Annotated in this window: 17 protein-coding genes and 5 tRNA genes; 21 read left to right on the forward strand and 1 reads right to left on the reverse strand. The window is 37.9% G+C overall.

What is annotated here, in order from left to right; all coding sequences use genetic code 11:
• Positions 1-131: 131 nt before the first annotated feature.
• From B5X53_RS12330 to rpoC, 20 genes are all read left to right on the forward strand, one after another.
• Positions 132-2,210, forward strand: coding sequence for an amino acid carrier protein (locus B5X53_RS12330; protein WP_079713535.1), 2,079 nt, complete (start codon positions 132-134; stop codon positions 2,208-2,210).
• Positions 2,211-2,490: 280 nt separating this feature from the next.
• Complete coding sequence (locus B5X53_RS12335) at positions 2,491-2,694, forward strand: hypothetical protein (RefSeq protein WP_079713536.1); 204 nt, start codon at positions 2,491-2,493, stop codon at positions 2,692-2,694.
• 497 nt (positions 2,695-3,191) lie between these two features.
• Entirely contained in the window at positions 3,192-4,361 is a 1,170-nt protein-coding gene (locus B5X53_RS12340) for an acyl-CoA dehydrogenase family protein (protein ID WP_079713537.1), read from the forward strand.
• 90 nt (positions 4,362-4,451) lie between these two features.
• Positions 4,452-4,646, forward strand: a complete 195-nt coding sequence (gene rpsU, locus B5X53_RS12345) for a 30S ribosomal protein S21 (protein ID WP_070055026.1) — start codon at positions 4,452-4,454, stop codon at positions 4,644-4,646.
• Between the two features lie 97 nt (positions 4,647-4,743).
• Positions 4,744-5,637, forward strand: a complete 894-nt coding sequence (locus tag B5X53_RS12350) for a tyrosine-type recombinase/integrase (protein WP_079713538.1) — start codon at positions 4,744-4,746, stop codon at positions 5,635-5,637.
• Between the two features lie 28 nt (positions 5,638-5,665).
• The gene (gene hpf / locus B5X53_RS12355) at positions 5,666-5,968 is read left to right on the forward strand and encodes a ribosome hibernation-promoting factor, HPF/YfiA family (protein ID WP_075325995.1); all 303 of its coding nucleotides are present in this window, start codon (positions 5,666-5,668) and stop codon (positions 5,966-5,968) included.
• Between the two features lie 101 nt (positions 5,969-6,069).
• Positions 6,070-6,143 (forward strand) — tRNA-Thr (locus tag B5X53_RS12360).
• A gap of 201 nt (positions 6,144-6,344) precedes the next feature.
• Positions 6,345-6,426, forward strand: a tRNA-Tyr gene (locus B5X53_RS12365).
• Between the two features lie 77 nt (positions 6,427-6,503).
• Positions 6,504-6,576: transfer RNA gene (locus tag B5X53_RS12370), tRNA-Gly, on the forward strand.
• 145 nt (positions 6,577-6,721) lie between these two features.
• A tRNA-Thr gene (locus tag B5X53_RS12375) sits at positions 6,722-6,793 on the forward strand.
• Between the two features lie 56 nt (positions 6,794-6,849).
• The gene (gene tuf / locus B5X53_RS12380) at positions 6,850-8,037 is read left to right on the forward strand and encodes an elongation factor Tu (protein WP_075325996.1); all 1,188 of its coding nucleotides are present in this window, start codon (positions 6,850-6,852) and stop codon (positions 8,035-8,037) included.
• A gap of 62 nt (positions 8,038-8,099) precedes the next feature.
• Positions 8,100-8,172 (forward strand) — tRNA-Trp (locus tag B5X53_RS12385).
• A gap of 19 nt (positions 8,173-8,191) precedes the next feature.
• Positions 8,192-8,389 (forward strand): preprotein translocase subunit SecE, encoded by a 198-nt coding sequence (secE, locus tag B5X53_RS12390; protein WP_075325997.1) that lies wholly within the window; start codon positions 8,192-8,194, stop codon positions 8,387-8,389.
• 10 nt (positions 8,390-8,399) lie between these two features.
• Positions 8,400-8,951: a transcription termination/antitermination protein NusG gene (gene nusG / locus B5X53_RS12395; RefSeq protein WP_079713539.1), complete on the forward strand. Its 552-nt coding sequence runs from the start codon at positions 8,400-8,402 to the stop codon at positions 8,949-8,951.
• Positions 8,952-9,027: 76 nt separating this feature from the next.
• Positions 9,028-9,465, forward strand: coding sequence for a 50S ribosomal protein L11 (rplK, locus tag B5X53_RS12400; protein ID WP_057482053.1), 438 nt, complete (start codon positions 9,028-9,030; stop codon positions 9,463-9,465).
• An 18-nt stretch (positions 9,466-9,483) separates the two neighbouring features.
• Complete coding sequence (gene rplA, locus B5X53_RS12405; protein ID WP_075325999.1) at positions 9,484-10,182, forward strand: 50S ribosomal protein L1; 699 nt, start codon at positions 9,484-9,486, stop codon at positions 10,180-10,182.
• A gap of 11 nt (positions 10,183-10,193) precedes the next feature.
• Complete coding sequence (rplJ, locus tag B5X53_RS12410) at positions 10,194-10,715, forward strand: 50S ribosomal protein L10 (RefSeq protein ID WP_075326000.1); 522 nt, start codon at positions 10,194-10,196, stop codon at positions 10,713-10,715.
• Between the two features lie 57 nt (positions 10,716-10,772).
• Positions 10,773-11,150, forward strand: coding sequence for a 50S ribosomal protein L7/L12 (rplL, locus tag B5X53_RS12415; protein WP_079713540.1), 378 nt, complete (start codon positions 10,773-10,775; stop codon positions 11,148-11,150).
• Between the two features lie 130 nt (positions 11,151-11,280).
• Positions 11,281-15,093, forward strand: a complete 3,813-nt coding sequence (gene rpoB, locus B5X53_RS12420; RefSeq protein ID WP_079713541.1) for a DNA-directed RNA polymerase subunit beta — start codon at positions 11,281-11,283, stop codon at positions 15,091-15,093.
• A 74-nt stretch (positions 15,094-15,167) separates the two neighbouring features.
• A complete protein-coding gene (gene rpoC, locus B5X53_RS12425) occupies positions 15,168-19,469 on the forward strand; it encodes a DNA-directed RNA polymerase subunit beta' (RefSeq protein ID WP_079713542.1) in 4,302 nt (1,433 codons plus the stop codon).
• A gap of 213 nt (positions 19,470-19,682) precedes the next feature.
• Here rpoC and B5X53_RS12430 read toward each other — a convergent pair whose 3' ends face one another.
• Complete coding sequence (locus B5X53_RS12430; RefSeq protein ID WP_159447905.1) at positions 19,683-23,294, reverse strand: SNF2-related protein; 3,612 nt, start codon at positions 23,292-23,294, stop codon at positions 19,683-19,685.
• A gap of 658 nt (positions 23,295-23,952) precedes the next feature.
• Here B5X53_RS12430 and B5X53_RS12435 point away from each other — a divergent pair.
• Positions 23,953-24,270 carry a DUF3467 domain-containing protein gene (locus tag B5X53_RS12435; protein ID WP_057482047.1) on the forward strand — a complete coding sequence of 106 codons (318 nt, stop codon included), beginning with the start codon at positions 23,953-23,955 and terminating at the stop codon, positions 24,268-24,270.
• Positions 24,271-24,659 lie beyond the last annotated feature (389 nt).

Genomic DNA, 24,659 nt, shown 5'->3' on the forward strand with positions numbered 1-24,659 from the left:
CTTCAGAATTAAATCAAATTAAATTTAACAAAGCCTTTACATTTTAACTCCCAAAAATTTGAAAAGGCCCATTTTTTTAGCATCTTGCTTCGCGGAAATTAACAATCTAAATTAAACAACCTTTATACTATATGAGAAAGTATCTGCTTTCAATGTTCTTTTTGTTTTCAATTTTAGCGATTAATGCACAAGAACTGGATGTACAGGCCAAAGTTGGCAATCCTTCCAATGTAATTAATAACGGGTTTATAGATCTTGAAGTTGAAGGAGGAGTGCCTCCTTATAAATATCAATGGTCTGACCCCGAAACCTCATTAGAATCATCCAGGGCAGAGGGGCTTACCGAAGGCGTGCCTTATGAAGTTACAGTTACCGACAGTGAAGGTAATTCTGTTACAAAGAGCTTTGAAATAAAGGCCGAAGCTATTACCGAACATTTTAACGGGACTTTTGTTCCTATTGTTGAGGGGATGACTGCAGTACTTTTCTGGGATCCATTTACCGCTCTAGGGATTTACGATCCAAAGGTATATGCCGAAGAAAGATATGTTCCCACACCTGAGTGGGCTGCCGATGCAGAAGATAAATTTATATTAAAAGAATGGATAGTAGAAGAAGGAGCCCACGTAGATGAAGGCGACTTAATAGCTATTGTAGATTCAGAAAGTAGTGGTGAGTTAGATGTTTTAGCCAATGCTACCGGGACTGTAAGTTACCTGGCGGAAGAAGGTGAGATGATCTGGGATTATGAAAACAGTTCAGACCTTATAGAAACCAATGCCCATATGCTGGCTCAAATAGAATACGATGAGCCACAATTGTTGACAAATCCCAACGGTACTCCACAAAAACATAATATTCCTTTTATTGTTGTTTGGTTAATTTTTGGTGCAGCTTTTTTTACAGTAAAAATGGGCTTCATCAATTTTAAAGGATTTAAGCATTCTATAGACCTTGCAAGAGGGAAATATGACGAGCCAAATGCGCCGGGTAGTATAACCCATTTTCAGGCATTGGCTACAGCTGTTTCAGCAACAGTTGGACTTGGTAATATTGCCGGTGTTGCCGTAGCAATTTCGCTGGGTGGTGCAGGAGCCACTTTTTGGATGATTATTGCCGGTTTACTAGGGATGGCTTCAAAATTTGTTGAATGTACCCTTGGTGTAAAATATCGTTTTATCAATTCTGAAGGAAGAATTTTTGGAGGTCCGATGAACTATTTACGCTACGGACTTGAAAAAAGAAATATGCGAGGTTTAGGTAAATTCCTTGCAGCTTTCTTCGCGGTGCTGGGTATTGGTGCCTCTTTTGGAGGAGGAAATATGTTTCAGGCTAACCAGTCTTTTGAAATCCTTTCCGGTCAATTTTCTTTCTTAATAGGAAACGGTTTTTGGTTTGGCTTAGGTGTGGCAGTTTTGGTAGGAATTGTGATTATTGGAGGAATTCAAAGTATTGCCAAAGTAACGGGTAAGGTAGTTCCTTTTATGGCTATAGTCTATGTACTTGGAGCATTAACCGTAATTTTTATAAATATAGAAAATATTGGTCCTGCATTTGGAGCTATTTATGACGGGGCATTTAACCCAACCGCACTGAAAGGGGGAATTATTGGAGTGTTAATTGTTGGTTTCCAACGTGCCGCTTTCTCTAACGAAGCCGGTGTAGGTTCTGCAGCGATTGCCCACTCGGCCGCTAAAACAAACCATCCGCCATCTGAAGGTTTTGTCGCTTTATTAGAGCCTTTTATTGATACTGTAGTTGTATGTACGTTAACCGCTCTAGTGTTGATCTTTACCGGAATGCATGAAGTACAGGGTGTAGGTGGAGTGCAGTTAACTTCAGATGCTTTTGCAAGTGTAGTTTCCTGGTTCCCTTACGTACTGGCAATGGCAGTTTTCTTATTTGCGTTTTCAACAATGATATCCTGGTCTTACTACGGTATGCGTTCCTGGACGTATTTATTCGGAAAAAGTAAAAAGACCGAATTGGCGTATAAAATATTATTCCTTGTTTTTGTTGTAGTAGGAGCCTCTATTAGTTTAGGAGCCGTACTCGACTTCTCTGATATGATGATTCTGGCAATGTCTTTCCCTAATATTATAGGACTTTACATAATGTCTAGTGAAGTTAGAAGAGATCTTAATGAATATTCTCGCAAGCTAAAAGCCGGGGAATTATTCAAGAAGCAACGGGAGGCAAAAGCCAGCTAATCTTAAAGTAAATATAAAACCGATAAAATCCCATTTTGTGTTCACCAAAAGCCATAATGGGATTTTTCTTTTGGTGCTGGTTATAATTATTCTTCAGCCAATTTCTTTTTTTTGCTTATTTATCTTCGAAAGGTGATTTTTAAGCTTCATATCGGTAAGAAATTGAAGCTTTCCCGGCTCAAATAAATTCTATAAAACTAGTCAGGGCAGAAGCAGATTCGGTTAAGATTTTACCTTTTAATCCCCTTACATTACAGATTTCAAAGACTATACTTTAGAAGTGAGTGTCGCAGAAATTGATAAGCTTCATCAATTTAGAGAAGAAGATACATGGATTAATTCTGTTGAAGATTTTCAAAAGACCATAGGAATTTCAGATTTCTTTTTAGGAACAATTTCTCCATATTTTAAATTTCCGGATTGGGTGATTGAAGCTGAAAAGAAAAAGAAATATAACAGGAATATCCCATCCGTAGAAATTTGAGATTTAAATACGGCTGAAGCAGAAGATTTGAAAAGGGTAAACGGAAGATGTGAGGTGCTGGCTAATAGAATTGTGAATTACCAAAATAGGTGGTTTTAGATGCGAGATTCAGTTAAAGATATTTATGGTTTAAATTATGAAACCCGGAACAAGTTGCCACGGCAATTCCAGGTTTTTCAAAAGGAAGAATTCAGCTTAATTAATATAATAGGGCGAAAGTTTTAGACCTGATAGAGGTTCCTTATATTAAATATGAGCTTGCGCGGGAGATAATTGATCATGAAGAAATCAGTTATTTTGAAGAATTATCAAAAATAGAAAGTTTCCCTTCAGATAAAATCGATAGAATTCAATTATATTTGAGCTTAAATTGAATATTCGGAATTTTAGCATTCTTAAATATTTATCCGGGGAATAATTATTAAAATAAAAATTGATTTTATTTTAGTACCCCGGAAGTTTGCTTCCTTTCTAAATAAAAGAAAAAAGAAAATAGCATGAATACATTGTATTTTACAGAGGAACACGAACTTTTTAGAAAAAGTTTTCAGGACTTTTTACAGAAAGAGGTGGTGCCTCATATTGATAAATGGGAGAATACCGGCACAATAGAACGCTTTATCTGGAAGAAATTTGGTGAAATGGGCTACTTTGGGCTTAACCAGCCCGAGGAATATGGCGGGATGAATCTTGATATTTTTTATACCGTAATTTTCCTGGAAGAACTTCAAAAAATTAATAGCGGTGGTTTTGCTGCTGCTATGTGGGCTCACGCTTATTTAGCAATGACGCATGTAAACAAAGAAGGTGACGATGCAATTAAGAAAAAATATCTTACGCCAAGTATTGATGGTGATAAAATAGGTTGTCTTTGTATTACCGAACCTTTTGGTGGCTCTGATGTTGCCGGAATGCGGAGCACGGCAATTAAAAAAGGCGATAAATATATCTTAAACGGATCCAAGACTTTTATTACAAACGGGGTTTATTCAGATTATTTAGTGGTGGCCGCCAAGACCAATCCTGATAAGGGAAATAAAGGGATGAGTATTTTTATTGTAGACAGGGAAACCCCGGGGATTTCGGCTTCAAAATTAGATAAACTGGGGTGGAGAGCTTCAGATACTGCAGAAATTGCTTTTGATGATGTGGAAATTCCTGCTGAAAATCTAATGGGTGAAGAGGGAAAAGGTTTCTCTTATATCATGCAGCACTTTGCTTTAGAGCGTTTAATTATGGGAATTAACGCCCACGCCCGTGCGGAATTTGCTTTAGATTATACGTTAGGCTATATGTCCGAAAGAGAAGCTTTTGGCAGAACCATAGATAAATTTCAGGCATTAAGACATTCGGTGGCCGATATGGCCAGCGAAATAGAAATGAATAAGGAATTCAATTATTCTATCGCAAAACGCCTGGACGAGGGGCAATACGTGGTGAAAGAAGCAAGTATGTCTAAATTACTTTCTACAAAAATGGCCGATAAGGTTATATACGATTGTTTGCAAATGCTGGGAGGTTATGGTTATATGGAAGATTATCCCTTGGCAAGAATGTTCCGCGACAGCCGTTTAGGACCAATTGGTGGTGGAACTTCAGAGATTTTAAGGGAGATCATAGCTAAAATGGTCATCGATAAAAAAGAGTACAAGCCAGCGGCAAAATAAACTTGAATAAATAATTAAAATATTGATTGTGGGTTCTTAGATTTAAATTATCTTTGCAGCCTATTTCTAAAGAAAGGGGGTGATGACACTATGTTAATAATACCAGTAAAAGACGGAGAAAATATAGATAGAGCGCTAAAGCGTTTTAAGCGAAAATTCGATAAAACCGGAACAATGCGCCAGCTGAGAAGCCGCCAGCATTTCACGAAACCTTCTGTTGCGAAGAGAGCTCAGCATCAAAAAGCCGAGTACATCCAGCATTTGAGAGATCAGGAAGATATCTAGTAAAAGGATAATCGAATTTTTCCGAAGCTATTCGGAAAAACAAATATAACTGTTGATAGATTAAAGTTTGCTAACTTTGTCTGTCAACAGTTTTTTTATGTCCTTTTCCCAGTTTTTAGATTACCTGCAGTTGGAGAAAAAATATTCTCCCAATACGCTAACCGCTTATAAAACAGATTTAAAATCTTTTTCAGAATTTATTTTGTTTGAGTTTGAGGAAAAGGATCTCAGCAGAGTGCATTATTCCCAAATAAGAAACTGGATTGTTGCTTTGGTAGACCAGGGTTTGTCTAATAGAAGTGTAAACCGAAAAATTTCTTCTTTAAAAGCGTACTATCGCTTTTTGCAAAAAACCGGCGATATAGAATTCTCTCCTCTTGCAAAACATAAGGCCTTAAAAACCGCTTCTAAAATTCAGGTTCCATTTTCTGAAGCTGAAATAACCCAGGTACTAGAACAAATTGATACTTCAGATTTTGAAGGTTTACGCGACCGTTTAATCGTAGAGCTTTTTTACACTACTGGAATGAGACGTATAGAGCTGATTGAAATTAAACTTCAGAATGTAGATTTAAGTGGGAAATATGTTAAAGTACTTGGTAAAAGACAAAAGGAAAGAATTATTCCGTTATTGCCCGGCGTGATTTCTAATCTGCAAAATTATATAAGTAAACGAGCAGATTTGGTGAAAGGGCGGGAGACACCCTATTTATTTGTAACTCAAAAAGGTATTAAATTATACGAAAGCCTTGTTTATAGAATTATTAATAATTATTTTAGTAAGGTGTCTGGCAAAATAAAAAGGAGTCCGCATATATTGCGGCACTCATTTGCTACACATTTATTGAACCAGGGCGCCAACCTGAACGCGGTAAAAGAATTACTTGGGCATTCCAGTCTAGCTGCTACACAGGTATATACCCACAATAGTATTTCGGAACTTAGTAAAGTTCATCAAATGGCGCACCCAAGGAACAAAAAGACCAATTAAAATAATGTTTAATTAAATTCTACAGAAGATGAAAGTAAATGTGCAGTCTGTTAACTTCAACGCCGATCAAAAATTAATTGATTTCATCCAACGCAAATTGGATAGGCTTGAAAATTATTACGATAAAATTATCTACGCTGATGTCTTTTTAAAAGTTCAGAATACAAGTGGAAAGGATAATAAAATTACCGAAGTTTTATTAAGTATTCCCGGCGGTGATATTATGGTAAAGAAAACCTGTAAGAAATTTGAAGAATGCGTAGATGAATGTGCTTCATCCCTACAAAGACAGTTAATTAAACGTAAAGAAAAATTAAGTGCTCACGTTTAAATATTTTTTTCGCAGAATTGTTTTGTGAAAGGAATAATTTATATACATTTGCAGTCCGTTAGAAATAGCGGACTTTTTTATGCTAAAAAAGTAGCGTAAAGGCCGATGTAGCTCAGCTGGCTAGAGCAGCTGATTTGTAATCAGCAGGTCGTGGGTTCGAGTCCCTCCATCGGCTCTTGAAATTTTGAAGTAAAGTGTTTTTTGAAACTTAATTTATTGAAAATTAAGTGGCTAAAAATTTTATAGAAAAATTTTTAAAAATGCTTTGGACGGTGCTGTAAAATTACGTTTATTTGCAGCCGTTAAAAAACAAACCGTCATAAAGCTTAGCTGGCGCGCCGGCTACGGTTCTATGAAATAGTGGAAAAATAAATTTGGGGAGATACTCAAGCGGCCAACGAGGGCAGACTGTAAATCTGCTGTTTTCAACTTCGCAGGTTCGAATCCTGCTCTCCCCACAACAAATGTTTAAAGTTCAAGATTCAGGGATGTGAAAATCCTGGAACTTTAAATTTATAAGCCCTGAGTCGATAATGCGGGAGTAGCTCAGTTGGTAGAGCGTCAGCCTTCCAAGCTGAATGTCGCCGGTTCGAACCCGGTCTCCCGCTCTTAATTAGAAAACAGGAAATTTATATTCTTGTTTTCTAAATTTATTTTTCCGGTTTAAGTAAAGTTAAACATCCGTAAGCCAGTATTGGTTTATGGTTATTCTTGTTTGAACCGGTGAACCTTGAAAGTGGAAACTTTCGGCTTGCCGACGTAGCTCAGGGGTAGAGCGTTTCCTTGGTAAGGAAGAGGTCACGAGTTCAATTCTCGTCGTTGGCTCTAGATTGTATTAAATTGAACACTAATATATAACTAAGATTAAATAAGTATTAATTATGGCAAAGGAAACATACGATCGTTCCAAACCGCACCTTAACATAGGTACAATTGGACACGTAGATCACGGAAAAACGACTTTAACAGCAGCGATTACTAAAGTAATGGCTGATGCTGGATATTCAGAAGCTAGTGCTTTTGATCAAATTGATAATGCTCCTGAAGAAAAAGAAAGAGGTATTACAATTAACTCTTCTCACGTAGAGTATCAAACTGCTAACCGTCACTACGCTCACGTTGACTGTCCTGGTCACGCCGATTATGTAAAGAACATGGTTACTGGTGCTGCTCAAATGGACGGTGCAATTCTTGTAGTTGCTGCAACTGATGGGCCTATGCCACAAACTCGTGAGCACATCCTTCTTGGACGCCAGGTTGGTATCCCAAGAATCGTTGTATTCTTAAACAAAGTTGACCTTGTTGATGATGAGGAGCTTTTAGAATTAGTAGAAATGGAAGTTAGAGATCTTCTTTCTTTCTATGAGTATGATGGTGATAATGGTCCTGTAATTTCAGGTTCTGCACTTGGAGCTCTTGAAGGTGATGAGAAATGGTCTAAAACCGTTCTTGATTTGATGGAAGCTGTAGATAGCTGGATTGAATTACCAGAACGTGATGTAGATAAGCCTTTCTTGATGCCTATTGAAGATGTATTCTCTATTACAGGTCGTGGTACTGTTGCAACTGGTCGTATTGAGACTGGTGTTGCAAACACTGGAGATCCTGTAGAGATTATTGGTATGGGAGCTGAAAAACTTACTTCTACTATTACTGGTGTTGAGATGTTCCGTAAGATCCTTGATAGAGGTGAAGCTGGAGATAACGTTGGTATCTTATTAAGAGGTATTGAAAAGTCTCAGATCTCAAGAGGTATGGTAATTACCAAGCCTGGATCTGTAACTCCTCACGCTAAGTTTAAAGCAGAGGTTTATATCCTTAAAAAAGAAGAAGGTGGACGTCACACTCCATTCCACAACAACTACCGTCCTCAGTTCTACGTACGTACAACTGACGTAACAGGAACAATTAACCTTCCTGATGGAGTTGAGATGGTAATGCCTGGTGATAACCTTACAATTACTGTAGAGCTTATCCAGACTATTGCAATGAATGTTGGTCTACGTTTCGCTATCCGTGAAGGTGGTAGAACTGTAGGTGCTGGACAGGTTACTGAAATTTTAGACTAATTACAGTTTAGATATAAAAAGGTTTCCCGCTTGGGCGGGAAACCTTCATTTATATTATATTTACGGGTTTAGCTCAGTTGGTAGAGCACTGGTCTCCAAAACCAGGTGTCGGGAGTTCGAGCCTCTCAACCCGTGCAAATACCTTTAGAATCACATGGCAGGAATTGGCAATTATATATCAGAATCTTATAACGAATTAAAAAACCACGTTACCTGGACAAGCTGGCCCGAAGCACAGAGGCTAACCATCCTTGTAGCTGTTTTTTCTATTATTTTTTCACTGGCTATTTGGGGTGTAGATACCGTATTTAGCTCGGCTATCGAAGAATATTTTAAATGGATTAAATCTTAAAGATAGTAGGATGGCAGAAGGAAAGGAAAAAAAGTGGTATGTAGTTCGTGCCGTTAGCGGTCAGGAGAACAAGGTTAAAGACTATATTGAGAAAGAGGTTAACCATCTTGGGATGGAAGATTATCTGGATCAGGTTTTAGTTCCTACCGAAAAAGTTATCCAAATTAGAAATGGTAAGAAAGTAAACAAAGAACGTGTTTATTTTCCAGGGTATGTAATGATTCAGGCTAGTCTTGAAGGTGAAATGCCACACGTGATTAAAAATATTAATGGTGTTATTGGGTTTTTAGGGGAAACAAAAGGAGGAGATCCTGTTCCGCTTAGAAAATCTGAAGTTAACAGAATGCTTGGTAAAGTAGATGAGCTTTCAGTAAAAACCGATAATATTGCAATACCTTTTACTATTGGAGAAACCATAAAAGTTATAGACGGTCCGTTTAACGGCTTTAATGGTACAGTAGAAAAGATAAATGAAGAAAAGCGTAAGCTTGAGGTAATGGTTAAGATTTTCGGAAGAAAAACACCATTAGAGTTGAGCTATATGCAAGTAGAAAAAGTATAAAGATTTTAGTTACATATTTTTTGATGGTTTTTTAAAGCTTCCACTCTAACAAACTATCACCTTAAAAATTAAGAAAATGGCAAAAGAAGTAAGTAAAGTTGTAAAACTACAAGTTCGCGGAGGTGCTGCTAACCCATCACCACCAGTTGGACCTGCTTTGGGTGCTGCCGGGGTAAATATCATGGAATTCTGTAAGCAATTCAATGGTAGAACCCAGGATAAACAAGGTAAAGTATTGCCGGTTGCGATTACGGTTTATTCAGATAAGTCTTTTGACTTTGTGATTAAAACCCCTCCAGCTGCAGTACAATTGTTGGAAGCATCTAAGAACAAAAAAGGTTCAGGAGAACCAAACAGAAAGAAAATAGCAAGTGTTTCTTGGGATCAGGTTAGAACTATTGCAGAAGATAAGATGCAGGATTTAAATGCCTTCACCGTAGAATCTGCAATGAAAATGGTTGCTGGAACAGCTCGTTCAATGGGAATAACTGTAAAAGGTGATGCACCGTTTTAATCCAAAAAGAAATTGAAAATGGCAAAATTAACTAAAAAGCAAAAAGAAGCCCAATCTAAGATCGAGAGCAATAAAGCTTACTCGGTGGCAGAAGCTTCAGCTTTAATTAAAGAAGTTGCTAACGAAAACTTCGATGCATCTGTGGATTTAGCGGTTCGTTTGAATGTAGATCCAAGAAAAGCCAACCAAATGGTAAGAGGTGTTGTAACCCTTCCACACGGTACAGGTAAAGATGTAAAAGTACTTGCGTTAGTTACTCCAGATAAGGAAGAAGAGGCTAAAGAAGCCGGAGCCGATTATGTAGGTCTTGATGAATATCTAGACAAAATAAAAGGTGGATGGACAGATGTTGATGTAATTATCACTATGCCTAGCGTAATGGGAAAATTAGGACCGTTGGGACGAGTACTTGGACCAAGAGGATTAATGCCTAACCCAAAAACAGGAACTGTAACTATGGATGTTGCCAAAGCAGTATCTGATGTTAAAGCTGGTAAAATTGACTTTAAAGTTGATAAAACCGGTATTGTTCACGCTGGAATTGGAAAAGCATCTTTTGAAGCTGAAAAAATTGCTGGAAACGCGAGAGAATTATTAACTACTTTAGTGAAGTTGAAACCTCAGGCATCTAAGGGTGTGTATATTAAGAGTATACACATGTCTTCTACAATGAGCCCGAGCGTTCAGGTTGATACTAAAAGGTTCACTGAGCAATAATAGTATAGATTATGACAAGAGAAGAAAAATCAATAGTAATTGAAGATTTAACTGCCCAGTTAACAGATAATTCTGTGGTTTATTTAGCAGATATATCTGGCCTTGATGCCGGAACAACTTCAAACTTGCGTAGAGCTTGTTTTAAGGCTAACGTAAAGCTGGCTGTAGTTAAGAATACGTTGCTTGCTAAAGCGATGGAAGCTTCAGATAAAGAATTTGGAGACCTTCCTTCAGTATTGAAAGGCAACACTTCCATAATGTTTTCTGAAACCGGTAATGCACCGGCCAAAGTAATTAAAGAATTCAGAAAGAAAAACGAAAAACCACTTCTTAAAGGAGCTTTTGTTGAAGAAGCTGTTTATGTAGGAGACGAATACCTTGACGCACTTGTAAATATCAAGTCTAAAGAAGAGGTTATTGGGGATATCGTTGGACTATTACAATCACCTGCTAAGAATGTTATTTCAGCACTTAAGTCTGGTGGCGGTAAAATCTCTGGAATCCTTAAAACACTTTCTGAAAAGGAAGGATAAATTAGTACGCACTTTTTAACAAATATAAATTAAAGAACTTTTTAAAAACGATAGAAAATGGCAGATTTAAAAGAATTCGCAGAACAATTGGTTAACTTAACCGTAAAAGAAGTAAACGAGTTAGCTGATATTTTAAAAGAAGAATATGGTATAGAGCCTGCTGCTGCTGCAGTAGCTGTTGCCGGTGGCGGTGCTGCTGGTGGTGGTGAAGAAGTTGAAGAGCAGTCTGAGTTTGATGTAATTCTTAAAGCTCCAGGTGGATCTAAACTAGCAGTTGTTAAGCTTGTAAAAGAACTTACAGGTCTTGGTCTTAAAGATGCTAAAGCATTAGTAGATGGCGCACCAGCTCCAGTTAAAGAAGGAGTAGCTAAAGACGAAGCAGAAGCACTTAAAGCACAGCTAGAAGAAGCAGGAGCTGAGGTTGAGCTTAAATAAGCTTGCCACCAGCAATATTATTTAGGTTTAGACCTCAGGAATTCGTTCCTGAAGGTCTAAACCCTTTTGCGTATATAGGGGATTAACTCCTTGCGCGCCCGTTTTTTTATAAATTATAATCCGTCCATTGATGTTAGCAAAGCAAACTGAAAGAGTGAGTTTCTCTTCTGTAAAGAACAGACCTGATTACCCGGACTTCCTGGATATCCAGATCAAGTCTTTTCAGGATTTCTTTCAATTAGAAACCAAATCAGAAGAGCGGGGAAATGAAGGTCTCTATAATACCTTCCTGGAAAACTTCCCAATTACGGACACCCGTAACCAATTTGTACTAGAATTTTTAGATTATTTTGTGGACCCGCCAAGATATTCCATTCAGGAGTGTATAGAGCGTGGTTTAACATATAGTGTGCCTCTTAAAGCAAGATTGAAACTATATTGTACCGACCCTGAACACGAAGATTTTGAAACCATCGTACAGGACGTTTACTTAGGAACTATTCCTTACATGACTCCGAGTGGTACTTTTTGTATCAACGGGGCAGAACGTGTGGTAGTTTCTCAGCTTCACCGTTCACCAGGAGTTTTCTTTGGACAATCGTTCCACGCAAACGGAACAAAACTTTATTCTGCCCGTGTAATTCCTTTTAAAGGTTCTTGGATAGAATTTGCTACCGATATCAACAGCGTTATGTACGCGTATATCGATAGAAAGAAAAAATTACCTGTTACCACACTTTTCCGTGCCATTGGATTTGAGCGCGATAAAGATATTTTAGAAATCTTTGACCTTGCAGAAGAGGTGAAAGTTTCAAAAACAGGACTTAAAAAAGTATTAGGTCGTAAACTTGCGGCCCGTGTATTGAATACCTGGTATGAAGATTTTGTAGATGAAGATACAGGAGAGGTAGTTTCAATAGAACGTAATGAGATCGTTTTAGATCGTGATACACAACTTGAAAAAGAGCATATAGAAGAAATTCTTGAAACCGGAAGTAAAACTATTCTTCTTCATAAAGAAGATAATCAAACCGGGGATTATGCTATTATTCACAATACATTACAAAAAGACCCTACCAACTCTGAAAAGGAAGCGGTAGAACATATTTATCGTCAATTACGTAATGCAGAACCGCCAGATGAGGAAACTGCACGTGGTATTATCGATAAATTATTTTTCTCCGATCAGCGTTATAGCCTTGGAGAAGTTGGTCGATACAGAATGAATAAAAAATTAGGTCTTGATGTTGCTATGGATAAGCAAGTGCTTACCAAAGAAGACATCATTACTATAATTAAATATTTAATCGAGCTAATTAACTCTAAAGCTGAGATTGATGATATTGATCACTTATCTAACCGTCGTGTTAGAACTGTAGGTGAACAATTATCACAACAATTTGGTGTTGGTCTTGCTCGTATGGCACGTACCATTCGTGAAAGAATGAACGTTCGTGATAACGAGGTGTTTACCCCGATAGATTTGATTAACGCGAAGACTTTATCTTCTGTGATCAACTCTTTCTTTGGAACCAACCAGTTGTCTCAGTTTATGGATCAAACCAACCCGCTTGCCGAAATTACGCATAAGCGTAGACTTTCTGCATTAGGACCAGGTGGTTTATCAAGAGAAAGAGCAGGGTTCGAGGTACGTGATGTTCACTATACTCACTACGGAAGACTTTGCCCGATTGAAACTCCTGAGGGTCCAAACATTGGACTTATTTCTTCACTTTCAGTGTATGCTAAAGTGAACGGAATGGGCTTCATTGAAACGCCATACCGTAAGGTTGAAAATGGAAAATTAGATTTTTCACAAGAACCTATTTATTTAAGTGCTGAAGAGGAAGAGGACAAGAAAATTGCCCAGGCTAACATTCCACTTAAAGAAGATGGTACAATAGATTCAGAAAGGGTAATTGCCCGTATGGAAGGTGACTTCCCGGTTGTAGATCCTAAAGAGGTTCACTATACCGATGTTGCACCAAACCAGATTTCGTCTATTTCTGCTTCGTTAATTCCGTTCCTGGAACATGATGATGCGAACCGTGCTTTGATGGGATCTAACATGATGCGCCAGGCATTACCTTTGTTACAAGCCGATTCTCCAATTGTTGGAACCGGATTGGAACGCCAGGTAGCTACAGACTCTCGTGTCTTGATTAATGCTGAAGGAGAAGGTGAAGTAGAGTATGTAGACGCTAAGAAAATTATAATAAAATACGATAGAACTGAAGAAGAGCGTATGGTGAGCTTTGATAGTGATTCAAAGTCCTACGATCTTATTAAGTTCCGTAAAACCAACCAGGGTTCTTCTATTAACCTTAAGCCAATTGTTAGGGTGGGAGATAGAGTAACTAAAGGTCAGGTTTTATGTCAGGGTTACGCTACTGAAGCTGGGGAACTTGCTTTAGGTAGAAACATGAAGGTTGCCTTCATGCCCTGGAAAGGTTACAACTTTGAGGATGCGATTGTAATTTCAGAAAAAGTGGTTAGAGAAGATATTTTTACTTCTATCCATATTGATGAATACTCACTTGAAGTTCGTGACACAAAATTAGGTAACGAAGAATTAACCAATGATATTCCTAACGTTTCAGAAGAGGCTACTAAAGATCTTGATGAACACGGTATGATTAGAATTGGTGCCGAGGTAAAACCTGGCGATATTCTTATTGGTAAGATCACTCCAAAAGGAGAAAGCGATCCAACACCTGAAGAAAAATTACTTCGTGCCATCTTTGGAGATAAAGCCGGCGATGTTAAGGATGCATCTCTTAAAGCTTCTCCTTCGTTAAATGGTGTGGTTATAGAGAAAAAACTCTTTGCCCGTGCTATTAAGGATAAGCGTAAGAGAGCTCAGGACAAGGAAGATATTTCTGCACTTGAGAAAAAATACGATGCTAAGTTCGCCAATTTAAAAGCTGAACTTGTAGATAAGTTATTCACCATTATAGGTGGAAAAACTGCTCAGGGAGTTCAAAACGATCTTGGAGAAGAAGTAATGCCAAAAGGTAAGAAGTATACGTTGAAAATGCTTAACGCAGTAGACGATTATACACACTTAACTCACGGCACCTGGACAACAGACGATCACTTGAACACTTTAGTCGCAGATCTTATCCATAATTATAAAATTAAGGAAAATGATCTTCAGGGTAACTTAAGAAGAGAGAAGTTTACTGTCTCTGTTGGAGATGAGCTACCTTCTGGAATACTTAAACTTGCTAAAGTTTATATCGCTAAGAAGCGTAAACTAAAAGTAGGTGATAAAATGGCGGGACGTCACGGTAACAAGGGTATTGTTGCAAGAATCGTCCGTCAGGAAGATATGCCATTCCTTGATGATGGTACACCTGTTGATATCGTGTTGAACCCACTTGGGGTACCTTCACGTATGAACATTGGTCAGATCTACGAAACTGTACTTGGATGGGCAGGACAAAAGCTTGGTAATAAATATGCAACTCCAATTTTTGACGGGGCTACCATAGACCAGATTAACGAGCTTACTGATGAAGCCGGAATTCCAAGATACGGGCACACTTATCTATATGATGGTGGAACAGGAGATCGTTTTGACCAACCTGCAACAGTAGGGGTAATCTATATGTTGAAACTAGGACATATGATTGAAGATAAGATGCACGCCAGATCTATTGGACCATACTCGCTTATTACACAGCAACCTCTTGGTGGTAAAGCACAATTTGGTGGACAGCGTTTTGGTGAGATGGAAGTTTGGGCACTTGAGGCCTATGGAGCTTCAGCCACATTGCGTGAAATCTTAACAGTAAAGTCAGATGACGTTATAGGAAGGGCTAAAACTTACGAGTCTATCGTAAAAGGAGAGCCTATGCCAGAACCCGGCCTGCCGGAATCTTTCAACGTACTTATGCACGAATTGAAAGGTCTTGGTTTGGATATTAAATTAGAAGAATAAAATACTGTTTATAAAGGGGTGCTTAGGTACCCCAATAACAGGTTTTTCACAATAATTATAGCAGCAGAGTTATTATGGCTAGAAATAATGATAAGAATACAGTAAAGAGATTTGATAAAATCTCTATCGGTTTGGCTTCCCCGGAATCTATCCTCGCAGAATCCCGTGGTGAAGTTCTTAAACCGGAAACTATCAATTATCGTACGCACAAACCCGAACGTGACGGTTTGTTTTGTGAGCGTATTTTTGGTCCTGTAAAGGATTACGAATGTGCCTGCGGTAAATATAAAAGAATACGGTACAAAGGAATTGTTTGTGACCGTTGTGGGGTAGAAGTAACCGAAAAACAAGTACGTAGAGACCGTGTTGGGCACATTAATTTGGTAGTTCCTGTAGCACATATCTGGTATTTCCGTTCTTTACCTAACAAAATTGGATACTTGCTTGGTCTTCCCTCTAAGAAATTAGATATGATCATTTACTACGAGCGTTATGTAGTAATTCAGGCAGGGATTGCTAAAAACGAAGAAGGTGAACCATTAAAGAAAATGGATTTCCTTACTGAAGAAGAATATCTAAACGTTTTAGATAGTCTTCCGCAGGAAAATATGTATTTAGAAGACAGCGACCCAAATAAGTTTATCGCTAAAATGGGAGCCGAATGTCTTATTGAAATATTAAGAAGAATAGATCTTAACGAACTTTCTTACGAGTTAAGACATAAAGCAAACAACGAAACTTCAAAACAACGTAAAACTGAAGCGCTTAAGCGTCTTCAGGTTGTAGAAGCCTTCCGTGATGCTAACAATAATCGCGAAAATCTTCCAGAATGGATGATTATGAAAGTGGTTCCTGTAATTCCACCAGAATTACGACCGCTTGTACCTCTTGATGGTGGACGTTTTGCGACTTCCGATTTAAATGATCTTTACAGAAGGGTTATTATTCGTAACAACCGTCTTAAAAGATTAATGGAGATCAAAGCTCCTGAAGTGATTTTACGTAATGAAAAACGTATGCTTCAGGAATCAGTAGATTCATTGTTCGATAATACAAGAAAATCTTCAGCGGTAAAAACAGACTCTAACCGTCCGTTAAAATCGCTTTCAGATTCCCTTAAAGGTAAGCAGGGGCGTTTTCGTCAAAACTTACTTGGTAAACGTGTAGATTATTCAGCACGTTCGGTAATTGTTGTAGGACCTGAGTTGAAAATGCACGAATGTGGTCTTCCAAAGAATATGGCGGCTGAACTTTACAAGCCTTTCGTAATTAGAAAACTAATTGAAAGAGGAATTGTAAAAACAGTAAAATCTGCCAAGAAAATAATAGATAAGAAAGAGCCGGTAGTTTGGGATATCCTGGAAAATGTTCTTAAAGGACACCCGGTATTGCTTAACCGTGCTCCTACGCTTCACCGTTTGGGTATTCAGGCATTTCAGCCAAAACTTATTGAAGGTAAAGCGATACAATTACACCCATTAGCCTGTACGGCATTTAATGCCGATTTTGATGGTGACCAGATGGCGGTACATTTACCACTTGGGCCAGAGGCTATTTTAGAAGCGCAACTATTAATGCTAGCTTCTCATAATATCCTTAACCCTGCAAATGGTTCGCCTATTACCGTACCGTCTCAGGATATGATTCTTGGTCTTTATTATATGACCAAATCTAGAAAATCTACAGACGAGGTTAAGGTGAAAGGTGAAGGGCTTACTTTTTATTCTGATGAAGAAGTGGTAATCGCTTACAATCAGAAGAGAGTAGACCTTAATGCGGAAATCAAGATTAGAGCTAAAGATTTCAATGAAGTAGGTGAGTTAACTTACCAGATTATAGAAACTACGGTAGGTAGAGTCCTGTTTAATCAGGCTGTACCAGAAAAAGTAGGTTATGTGAATACAGTATTAACCAAGAAAAACCTTAGGGATATTATTGGTGATGTATTGGCTAAAACCAGTGTTCCTGAAACCGGAGAATTCCTTGATGCTATTAAGGAAATGGGTTATGGATACGCTTTCCGTGGGGGTCTTTCCTTCAGTTTAGGTGATATTATTATCCCTGAAGAAAAGCAATCTATGATTGATGAAGCTAACGAGCAGGTTGAAGGTATTGTAGGAAACTATAATATGGGTCTTATTACTAACAACGAGCGTTACAACCAGGTTATTGATATCTGGACATCTACCAATGCCGGTTTAACCGAATTGGCGATGAAACGTATTCGTGAAGATAAGCAAGGTTTCAACTCTGTGTTTATGATGCTTGATTCTGGTGCTCGTGGATCTAAGGAACAGATTCGCCAGTTAACCGGTATGCGTGGCCTTATGGCCAAGCCTAAAAAATCTAACTCTGGTGGAGGTGAAATTATTGAAAACCCAATTCTTTCTAACTTTAAGGAAGGGCTTTCAATTCTTGAATACTTTATCTCTACTCACGGTGCACGTAAAGGACTTGCCGATACCGCACTTAAAACTGCCGATGCCGGTTACTTAACCCGTAGATTGGTAGATGTTTCGCAAGATGTTATAGTAAATGAAGAAGACTGCGGAACTTTAAGAGGAGTAGAAGTTAGACCACTTAAAAAGAACGAAGAAATTGTAGAATCTCTGGGAGAGCGTATTTTAGGACGTATTTCTCTTCACGATGTTGTAAATCCTTCTACTAACGAACTTTTAGTGGCCTCAGGCGAAGAAATTACTTCAGAAATTGTTACAAAAATTGAAAACGCTCCAATTGAAAGCGTAGAAGTAAGATCTCCATTAACCTGTGAAGCTAAAAAAGGAATTTGTGTAAAATGTTACGGAAGAAACCTTTCTACCAATAAACTGGTACAAAGAGGTGAAGCTGTAGGTGTTGTTGCCGCGCAATCTATTGGAGAGCCGGGTACACAGTTAACACTACGTACTTTCCACGTGGGAGGTATTGCAGGTAACATTTCAGAAGATAACAAACTCGAGGTTAAATTTGACGGTATTGCCGAAATTGAAGACCTTAAAGTTGTAAAAGGAGAAGCTCCAGATGGTAGCCAGTCTGAAATTGTTATTTCACGAACTGCCGAGCTTAAAGTAAAAGATAAGAAAACCGGAGTGGTATTGAGTAACAATAACATTCCTTATGGTTCTCAAATCTTTATAGATAACGGTGCTGAAGTTTCCAAAGGTGATGTAGTTTGCCAGTGGGATCCTTATAACGGGGTTATTATTTCAGAATTTGCCGGTAAGATTAAATATGAAAATGTTGAGCAGGGTGTAACTTACCAGGTAGAGATAGATGAGCAAACAGGATTCCAGGAAAAAGTAATTTCTGAATCTCGTAACAAAAAGCTTATTCCAACTTTACATATTTTAGGTAAAAAGGATGAAGTAATTCGTTCTTATAACCTTCCGGTTGGTGCCCACCTTATGGTAGACAACGAAGAAAAGATAAGTGTTGGTAAGATTTTGGTTAAGATTCCACGTAAATCTTCAAAAGCAGGGGATATTACAGGTGGTCTACCAAGGGTAACCGAGTTGTTTGAAGCTCGTAACCCATCTAACCCGGCAGTTGTTAGTGAGATTGATGGTGTTGTTTCTTTCGGAAAAATCAAAAGAGGTAACCGCGAAATTATCGTAGAATCTAAATTAGGAGAGGTTAAGAAATACTTAGTGAAGTTATCTAACCAGATTCTTGTTCAGGAAAACGATTATGTTCGTGCAGGTATGCCACTTTCTGATGGATCTGTTACTCCTGAAGATATTCTTAATATCAAAGGACCAAACGCGGTACAACAGTATCTTGTGAACGAAGTTCAGGAAGTTTACCGATTACAGGGTGTGAAGATTAATGATAAACACTTTGAAGTTGTTGTAAGACAAATGATGCGTAAAGTTAGAATTCAGGATCCGGGAGATACTATTTTCCTTGAAAACCAACTTGTTCATAAATCAGATTTCATCGAGGAGAACGATAAAGTTTTCGGAATGAAAGTGGTGGAAGACGCTGGAGATTCAGAAAATTTAAAACCAGGACAAATCGTTTCACCAAGAGAGCTTAGGGATGAGAATTCATTGTTAAGACGTGAAGATAAAAACCTGGCAACTGCAAGAGACGTAACCGCTGCAACCGCTACACCGGTTCTTCAGGGTATTACTCGAGCATCGCTACAAACAAAATCGTTTATTTCTGCGGCTTCCTTCCAGGAAACTACCAAAGTATTGAACGAGGCTGCTGTAAGCGGTAAGATCGATAAGCTTGAAGGATTGAAAGAAAATGTAATTGTAGGACATAGAATTCCTGCAGGTACAGGTATGCGTGAGTACGATAGCATTATCGTTGGTTCTAAAGAAGAATTCGACGAAATGATGGAACACAAGCAAGAAGTTAATTATAACTAATGCCTATAAAAGAGCCGCAAACGCGGCTCTATTCTTTTTATAAAACCAGGAATCCCGATCTAAAGTCGGGATTTTTGTTTTTATAATACAAGCTAAAATTTTTTATCCTTTATATATAAAACGGGCTTTAAAAGGCCGGGCTAATAGGAGTAGGTTCTAGACTATTTCAACACCTTTCTTCAGAACATACTATCTCGATGAAATCCTGAATTTTTAATCTTCTTCGACTAGTTTCAACAAATCATTTTTAGTTAATTGTTTGAAGAATCCGGAATCGGTGTGAATGAGTTCTTCTACTAATTTCTTTTTTCGGTCTTGCAACTCTATGATTTTCTCTTCGATGGTATTAGGAGTAATCATGCGCACAGCTACAACCTTATTGGCTTGCCCAATCCGATAAGCACGATCTATTGCTTGGTTCTCAACGGCTGGGTTCCACCAAGGGTCCACGATAAAAACATATTCTGCCGCTGTTAAATTGAGTCCCGTGCCCCCGGCTTTTAAACTGATGAGAAAAACCCTCGTCTGCTCATCTTCCTGAAATATTTCAACCTGTTCATGACGTTTTCTGGTTTTACCGCTGAGGAAAGCATATTTTATCGTTTCCTGGTCCAGACGTTCCTTAATTAACTCCAACATTCCAACGAACTGCGAGAAGATCAGCACCTTGTGTTCACTTTGTAGGTTTAAGACCTGTGTGATCAATTCGTCCAATTTGGCCGACTGGTTCCCATAATATTCCTTGTCGGAAAGCAGGGCAGGTGAATTACAAATTTGCCGCATTTTTGTTAACCCCTGTAAAATGTGCATACTTGATGCTTTTAATTCTTCATCAGTGGTATTGTTGAGATATTGCTGAAATTCTTTTTTATAAATATCATATACGCGGCGTTGTTCCCTGCCCATTTCACAATAAACTATCATTTCTGTTTTCTCCGGTAGTTCTGTGGCGACTTCTTTTTTAGTTCGCCTCAAAATAAACGGATGTACTTTTTGCTGAAGTTCCTTTGCCCTGGATTCATCTTGGAATTTGTCAATAGGGGTTGAATAGTCGGCAGCAAATTGCTTGGAACTCCCAAAAAGTCCGGGCATGGCAAAAGAAAGTTGGGAGAATAGGTCGAAGGTATTGTTTTCTACCGGTGTTCCTGTTGCTACAATTCGTTGTCTTGCCTTGAGCAATCGTGCCGCTTTATAACGTTTTGAAGCAGGGTTTTTTATTGCTTGAGATTCGTCAAGAACAATCACGTTAAAACTAATGTTTTTTAAAATTTTAACATCGTTCATCATAGTTCCATAGGTAGTGATAAGTACCTCATATTTTTCAAATGGGATATTTTTTGTCTCACGGTTGAGACCGTAAATAATTTTATATTTGAGTTTCGGTGCAAACTTTTTAATTTCAATTTCCCAGTTGTGTAGAAGGGAGGTGGGAACTATCACTAAGTTCGGATTTTTGTTCCCTTTCTCAATTTGAACCAGAAAATAAGCTATAATTTGAATAGTCTTACCTAACCCCATATCATCTGCCAGGCAACCGCCGAACCCAAATTCATCCAAAAAATTTAACCAGTTCAAACCTTCTTTTTGATAATCCCGTAAGCTAGCTTTTAAATTCTTCGGTATTTTCACATTTCGGATGGAATGAAAATTGGCCAATTTCTCACGATAATTTTCTAATTCCATTTTTACTTCAGACGACAAAACTTCTTTTTCAAAAAGTTCATCCACAAGTCCAAAATGAGATTTATCTGTGCGAATCGCATCATCTTTAATTTCTCCGGAACGGAAATAACGACTGAATTTTTCTACCCACTCCTCAGGCAAAATTCCTTTAGAGCCGTCGCCTAATTTTACGTAGCGGTTTTTATTAATTATGGATTTGCGTATTTCCTTCAATCCTACTTTTTGATCCCCAAAACTGATATTGGTATGAATGTCAAACCAGTCAATACCGGATTTTACCGAAGCCTGTACCTTCATTTTGTTCGGGTTCAGGTTGTTGTTTTTTAACTGTTTGAATCCCAGGATGGCATAGCCGTATTCACGCCAGGCTTCAAAAGCATCAATAAACCAACCCTTATCCAAAAACTCTTGTTTATGTAAATAATAAAATTCATTTTGCGGATTATCTTCAAAATCGAGGTGTTGCACTTGAATATTGCGTTTAAACCTATGTTCCATGCTTTCATTTCGCTCGACGACGTACATTTTTCCTTTTTCATCTTCGGCATAGACATTTCGCCTGGAAAGAATGGGCGCCTCAATTTCTCCGTAACGAATAACCGGGGTAATAATGATATAGTCATCTGATTCGGATAAGTAAATCATATGTTCGGTAACCTGGTTCAGAAATTTATCTTTTCTGACTTTCTCTGGCACTTTTTTTATAAAATCATACTCTACTTTAATAGCTTGCTCCAACGGGTCTAAAAGTTCTTTTTTAAGTTCTAGGAATTGAGCCTGGGTTAAATATATTTCGTGCTTTTTTTGCCTGAAAAATGCCAGGAGCCTATTTACCTGTTCATTTTTAATAAAATAGAAGTTGTGGTCAACCTCGAAATAATTTCCTACCTGCAAAATGTTATGGGATAAATAATTATGTCCGTTGATTTTAAAATTAAGCTTTAGAACGTACAAATTATTTTTTTGTTCTACTTGCACTGTGGTATCAAAATCTTCTATCAGGAACCGGACAGGCCTGATTTTTCCCGGTGTTATTTTCCTTTTGCGCCAATCAGGTTCAAAATAATAGAATTGTAAATTGAAAGGGTTTTTCAGAATATGAGGGTCAACAGAAAAATCCAGGTTATAATTTTCCTGTTGTAAAAGAGAAGTAATGAATAAAAATTCTTCGGGTTGCGAAAGCGTTTTTAATTTGTCTTGTAGATTTAACGGTCGAATTGGTGATTTGATGCGGCCACTTTTCGTCAAAGCAGCTTCCATTAATTGAAACTTAAAACGAGTACCTTGCTGGTCTTCCGCTAAGATAAATTCTATTTTATTATCATCGGAAATGGATTGAGGAAGTTTGAAATCCGGGAGCAATTCCTTTTTTAGATTTATTAGGTCCGGTTTAGTAAGCGATAAAAAGCTATGTTTAGCTTCTATATAGATTCTATCATATCTTTGGTAAATTGTGTAAAAATCATCTGGATTATCTATATCTCCCAGACCCTGTGCGTCTGCTTTTTGTTTAATGAGTTGAAAACGACTTTTTTCGTCAAAGGATAATATGAGCCCTTCTGATTCAGGTATTTTTAATAAAACAAAGTAAAGGTGAGGACAAAGTAAATCCGAATTATTTGAACAACTACATTTCAAAAGAAGATTCCTGTCCTCCTGAATAATCTTTAGGTCGAAAAAATTCGTATAGGATTCGCTGATTTTAGCAACCAGACAATTGGGAAGTATCTTAGCTTCAATTAAATTTAATAAATAGTTCCACCTGGAATTACCTGGGGTAATGGAAATGCTTTGAAGATCCGGTATTTTTAATTCTAGGATATTCTGATTCTCTAGGATGAAAGTGTTGCCTTCTTTCTTAAATGAAACACCCGAGAGTTCTACGGAATTAACTGCATGAGCTTGGCTGGAAAGCACTTCTTGGTGTACCAGTCTATCGGCTTCCACCAAGACGTTTACAATATGCTTGCAATATCCTCCCTGGTCATAAGGACAGGTGCAATGGGCGGCGATTACTTCTTTCCTATTGAACGCGATGGCAACTTTGTAGTGAGTGGAACCCCAAACTTCGGCTTGTATATCATTAATGCTTACTTCCAGACTGGAGATTAAGGAATCAGTATAGCGACTTCGAGTTTTCACTGTCGTGTTATTCTGGATAAAAGTTTGAAAGGGTTTATGAGATAGCTTCATGTTCGCTGGTCTTTGCAGGAAATTTTAAAAGTAAATTTAATAAACTGGAACGAATGGAATCATAGAAAAAAATAAAAAACACCTATACCGGTTGGTAAAATTACCGATCTAATAACCTTTCAGAAAACTGTTTAAAACAGCTCTCAATTTAATTGCCTGTTACTGTTTAATAATAAAAATCAGAACCATACTGTTTAACTACGAAAAAGCAGTTGATGTGAAGCTATATTTTTCGCTGATTTAGCGCTACTCTGAGTAATAGCTAAGGAACAATTGGTATTTATGATTTACACCTTAGGGTTCAGATGGAAATATCAAACTATGATCGTCTACGGCCTATTCTTTTTCAAAGACTGGGTCCAGGCTTATATCTATGATCTTCTGTAGCTGATCCTGTCTATTTATCATCGTGTTTTTTTTGTACTTTTAACCTATTGAAAAGGTTTGTAAAGATACATCAATTAGCCTTTGCCGCTTTGATGTTCTACTTTTTCAGGAGAGCCTATAGTTAAGTGTCTTTTGGTATAGACTTACTTGCAGCAACTGCTATTGATGTCCTGAATGAAATGATTATATTCTAAGAATTAAATTTAAAATAATTAAACTAATGAGTGAAGAAAAAAAGAAACCTAAAAAAGGTCAGATAAACATAGAACTGGATGAAGCTGTAGCCGAAGGAACGTATTCCAATTTGGCTATAATCAATCATTCTGTTTCAGAATTTGTGGTAGATTTTGTGAATATAATGCCAGGAAGACCTAAAAGTAAAGTGAAATCGAGAATTATTCTCACTCCACAACACGCCAAGCGTTTATTGAAAGCTTTAAACGATAATATTCAGCGTTTTGAAAAAGCTCACGGTGAAATTAGAGATTATGAAAAAGCGCCAATGCCATTAAACTTCGGTCCAACCGGCCAGGCTTAATTTAGCTTAAAATATATTTTAAAAACCCACAGAACTATGAATTCTGTGGGTTTTTTAATGGTGTGCCGTGCATGGCATATCACTTGACGGTGCAAGTCCGTTATGGGGGTTTATAGCTACCTATCATTAGCCAAAGGCAAGGGTGTCCATCGTGAGGTGGAATCTGAAGGAAGCCTGCGGCAAAGTTCCGGTCCGAGGAACACGAACATCATATAAGGCATAGCTGATCTGGATGAGCTTGCCATACAAAGCGAAGTCCTAAAGCTATACGGAGATCAGGGTGTAGATGATGCGGATATATGGAATGAAAGTGATATGTCTTACCGCGGGAGATCTCACAGACATAGGTGAAACAGTGTATGAGCCTATGGTTGAAACAAGATTTATTG

The sequence above is a fragment of the Salegentibacter salinarum genome (assembly GCF_900168115.1).
Taxonomy (GTDB): Bacteria; Bacteroidota; Bacteroidia; order Flavobacteriales; family Flavobacteriaceae; genus Salegentibacter; species Salegentibacter salinarum.

What these genes read in the sequence shown, in the direction of transcription:
- B5X53_RS12330 (WP_079713535.1), top strand. Translation starts at nt 132, where the DNA reads ATGAGAAAGTATCTGCTTTCAATGTTCTTTTTGTTTTCAATTTTAGCG.
- B5X53_RS12340 (WP_079713537.1), top strand. Translation starts at nt 3,192, where the DNA reads ATGAATACATTGTATTTTACAGAGGAACACGAACTTTTTAGAAAAAGT.
- rpsU (WP_070055026.1), top strand. Translation starts at nt 4,452, where the DNA reads ATGTTAATAATACCAGTAAAAGACGGAGAAAATATAGATAGAGCGCTA.
- B5X53_RS12350 (WP_079713538.1), top strand. Translation starts at nt 4,744, where the DNA reads ATGTCCTTTTCCCAGTTTTTAGATTACCTGCAGTTGGAGAAAAAATAT.
- hpf (WP_075325995.1), top strand. Translation starts at nt 5,666, where the DNA reads ATGAAAGTAAATGTGCAGTCTGTTAACTTCAACGCCGATCAAAAATTA.
- tuf (WP_075325996.1), top strand. Translation starts at nt 6,850, where the DNA reads ATGGCAAAGGAAACATACGATCGTTCCAAACCGCACCTTAACATAGGT.
- secE (WP_075325997.1), top strand. Translation starts at nt 8,192, where the DNA reads ATGGCAGGAATTGGCAATTATATATCAGAATCTTATAACGAATTAAAA.
- nusG (WP_079713539.1), top strand. Translation starts at nt 8,400, where the DNA reads ATGGCAGAAGGAAAGGAAAAAAAGTGGTATGTAGTTCGTGCCGTTAGC.
- rplK (WP_057482053.1), top strand. Translation starts at nt 9,028, where the DNA reads ATGGCAAAAGAAGTAAGTAAAGTTGTAAAACTACAAGTTCGCGGAGGT.
- rplA (WP_075325999.1), top strand. Translation starts at nt 9,484, where the DNA reads ATGGCAAAATTAACTAAAAAGCAAAAAGAAGCCCAATCTAAGATCGAG.
- rplJ (WP_075326000.1), top strand. Translation starts at nt 10,194, where the DNA reads ATGACAAGAGAAGAAAAATCAATAGTAATTGAAGATTTAACTGCCCAG.
- rplL (WP_079713540.1), top strand. Translation starts at nt 10,773, where the DNA reads ATGGCAGATTTAAAAGAATTCGCAGAACAATTGGTTAACTTAACCGTA.
- rpoB (WP_079713541.1), top strand. Translation starts at nt 11,281, where the DNA reads ATGTTAGCAAAGCAAACTGAAAGAGTGAGTTTCTCTTCTGTAAAGAAC.
- rpoC (WP_079713542.1), top strand. Translation starts at nt 15,168, where the DNA reads ATGGCTAGAAATAATGATAAGAATACAGTAAAGAGATTTGATAAAATC.
- B5X53_RS12435 (WP_057482047.1), top strand. Translation starts at nt 23,953, where the DNA reads ATGAGTGAAGAAAAAAAGAAACCTAAAAAAGGTCAGATAAACATAGAA.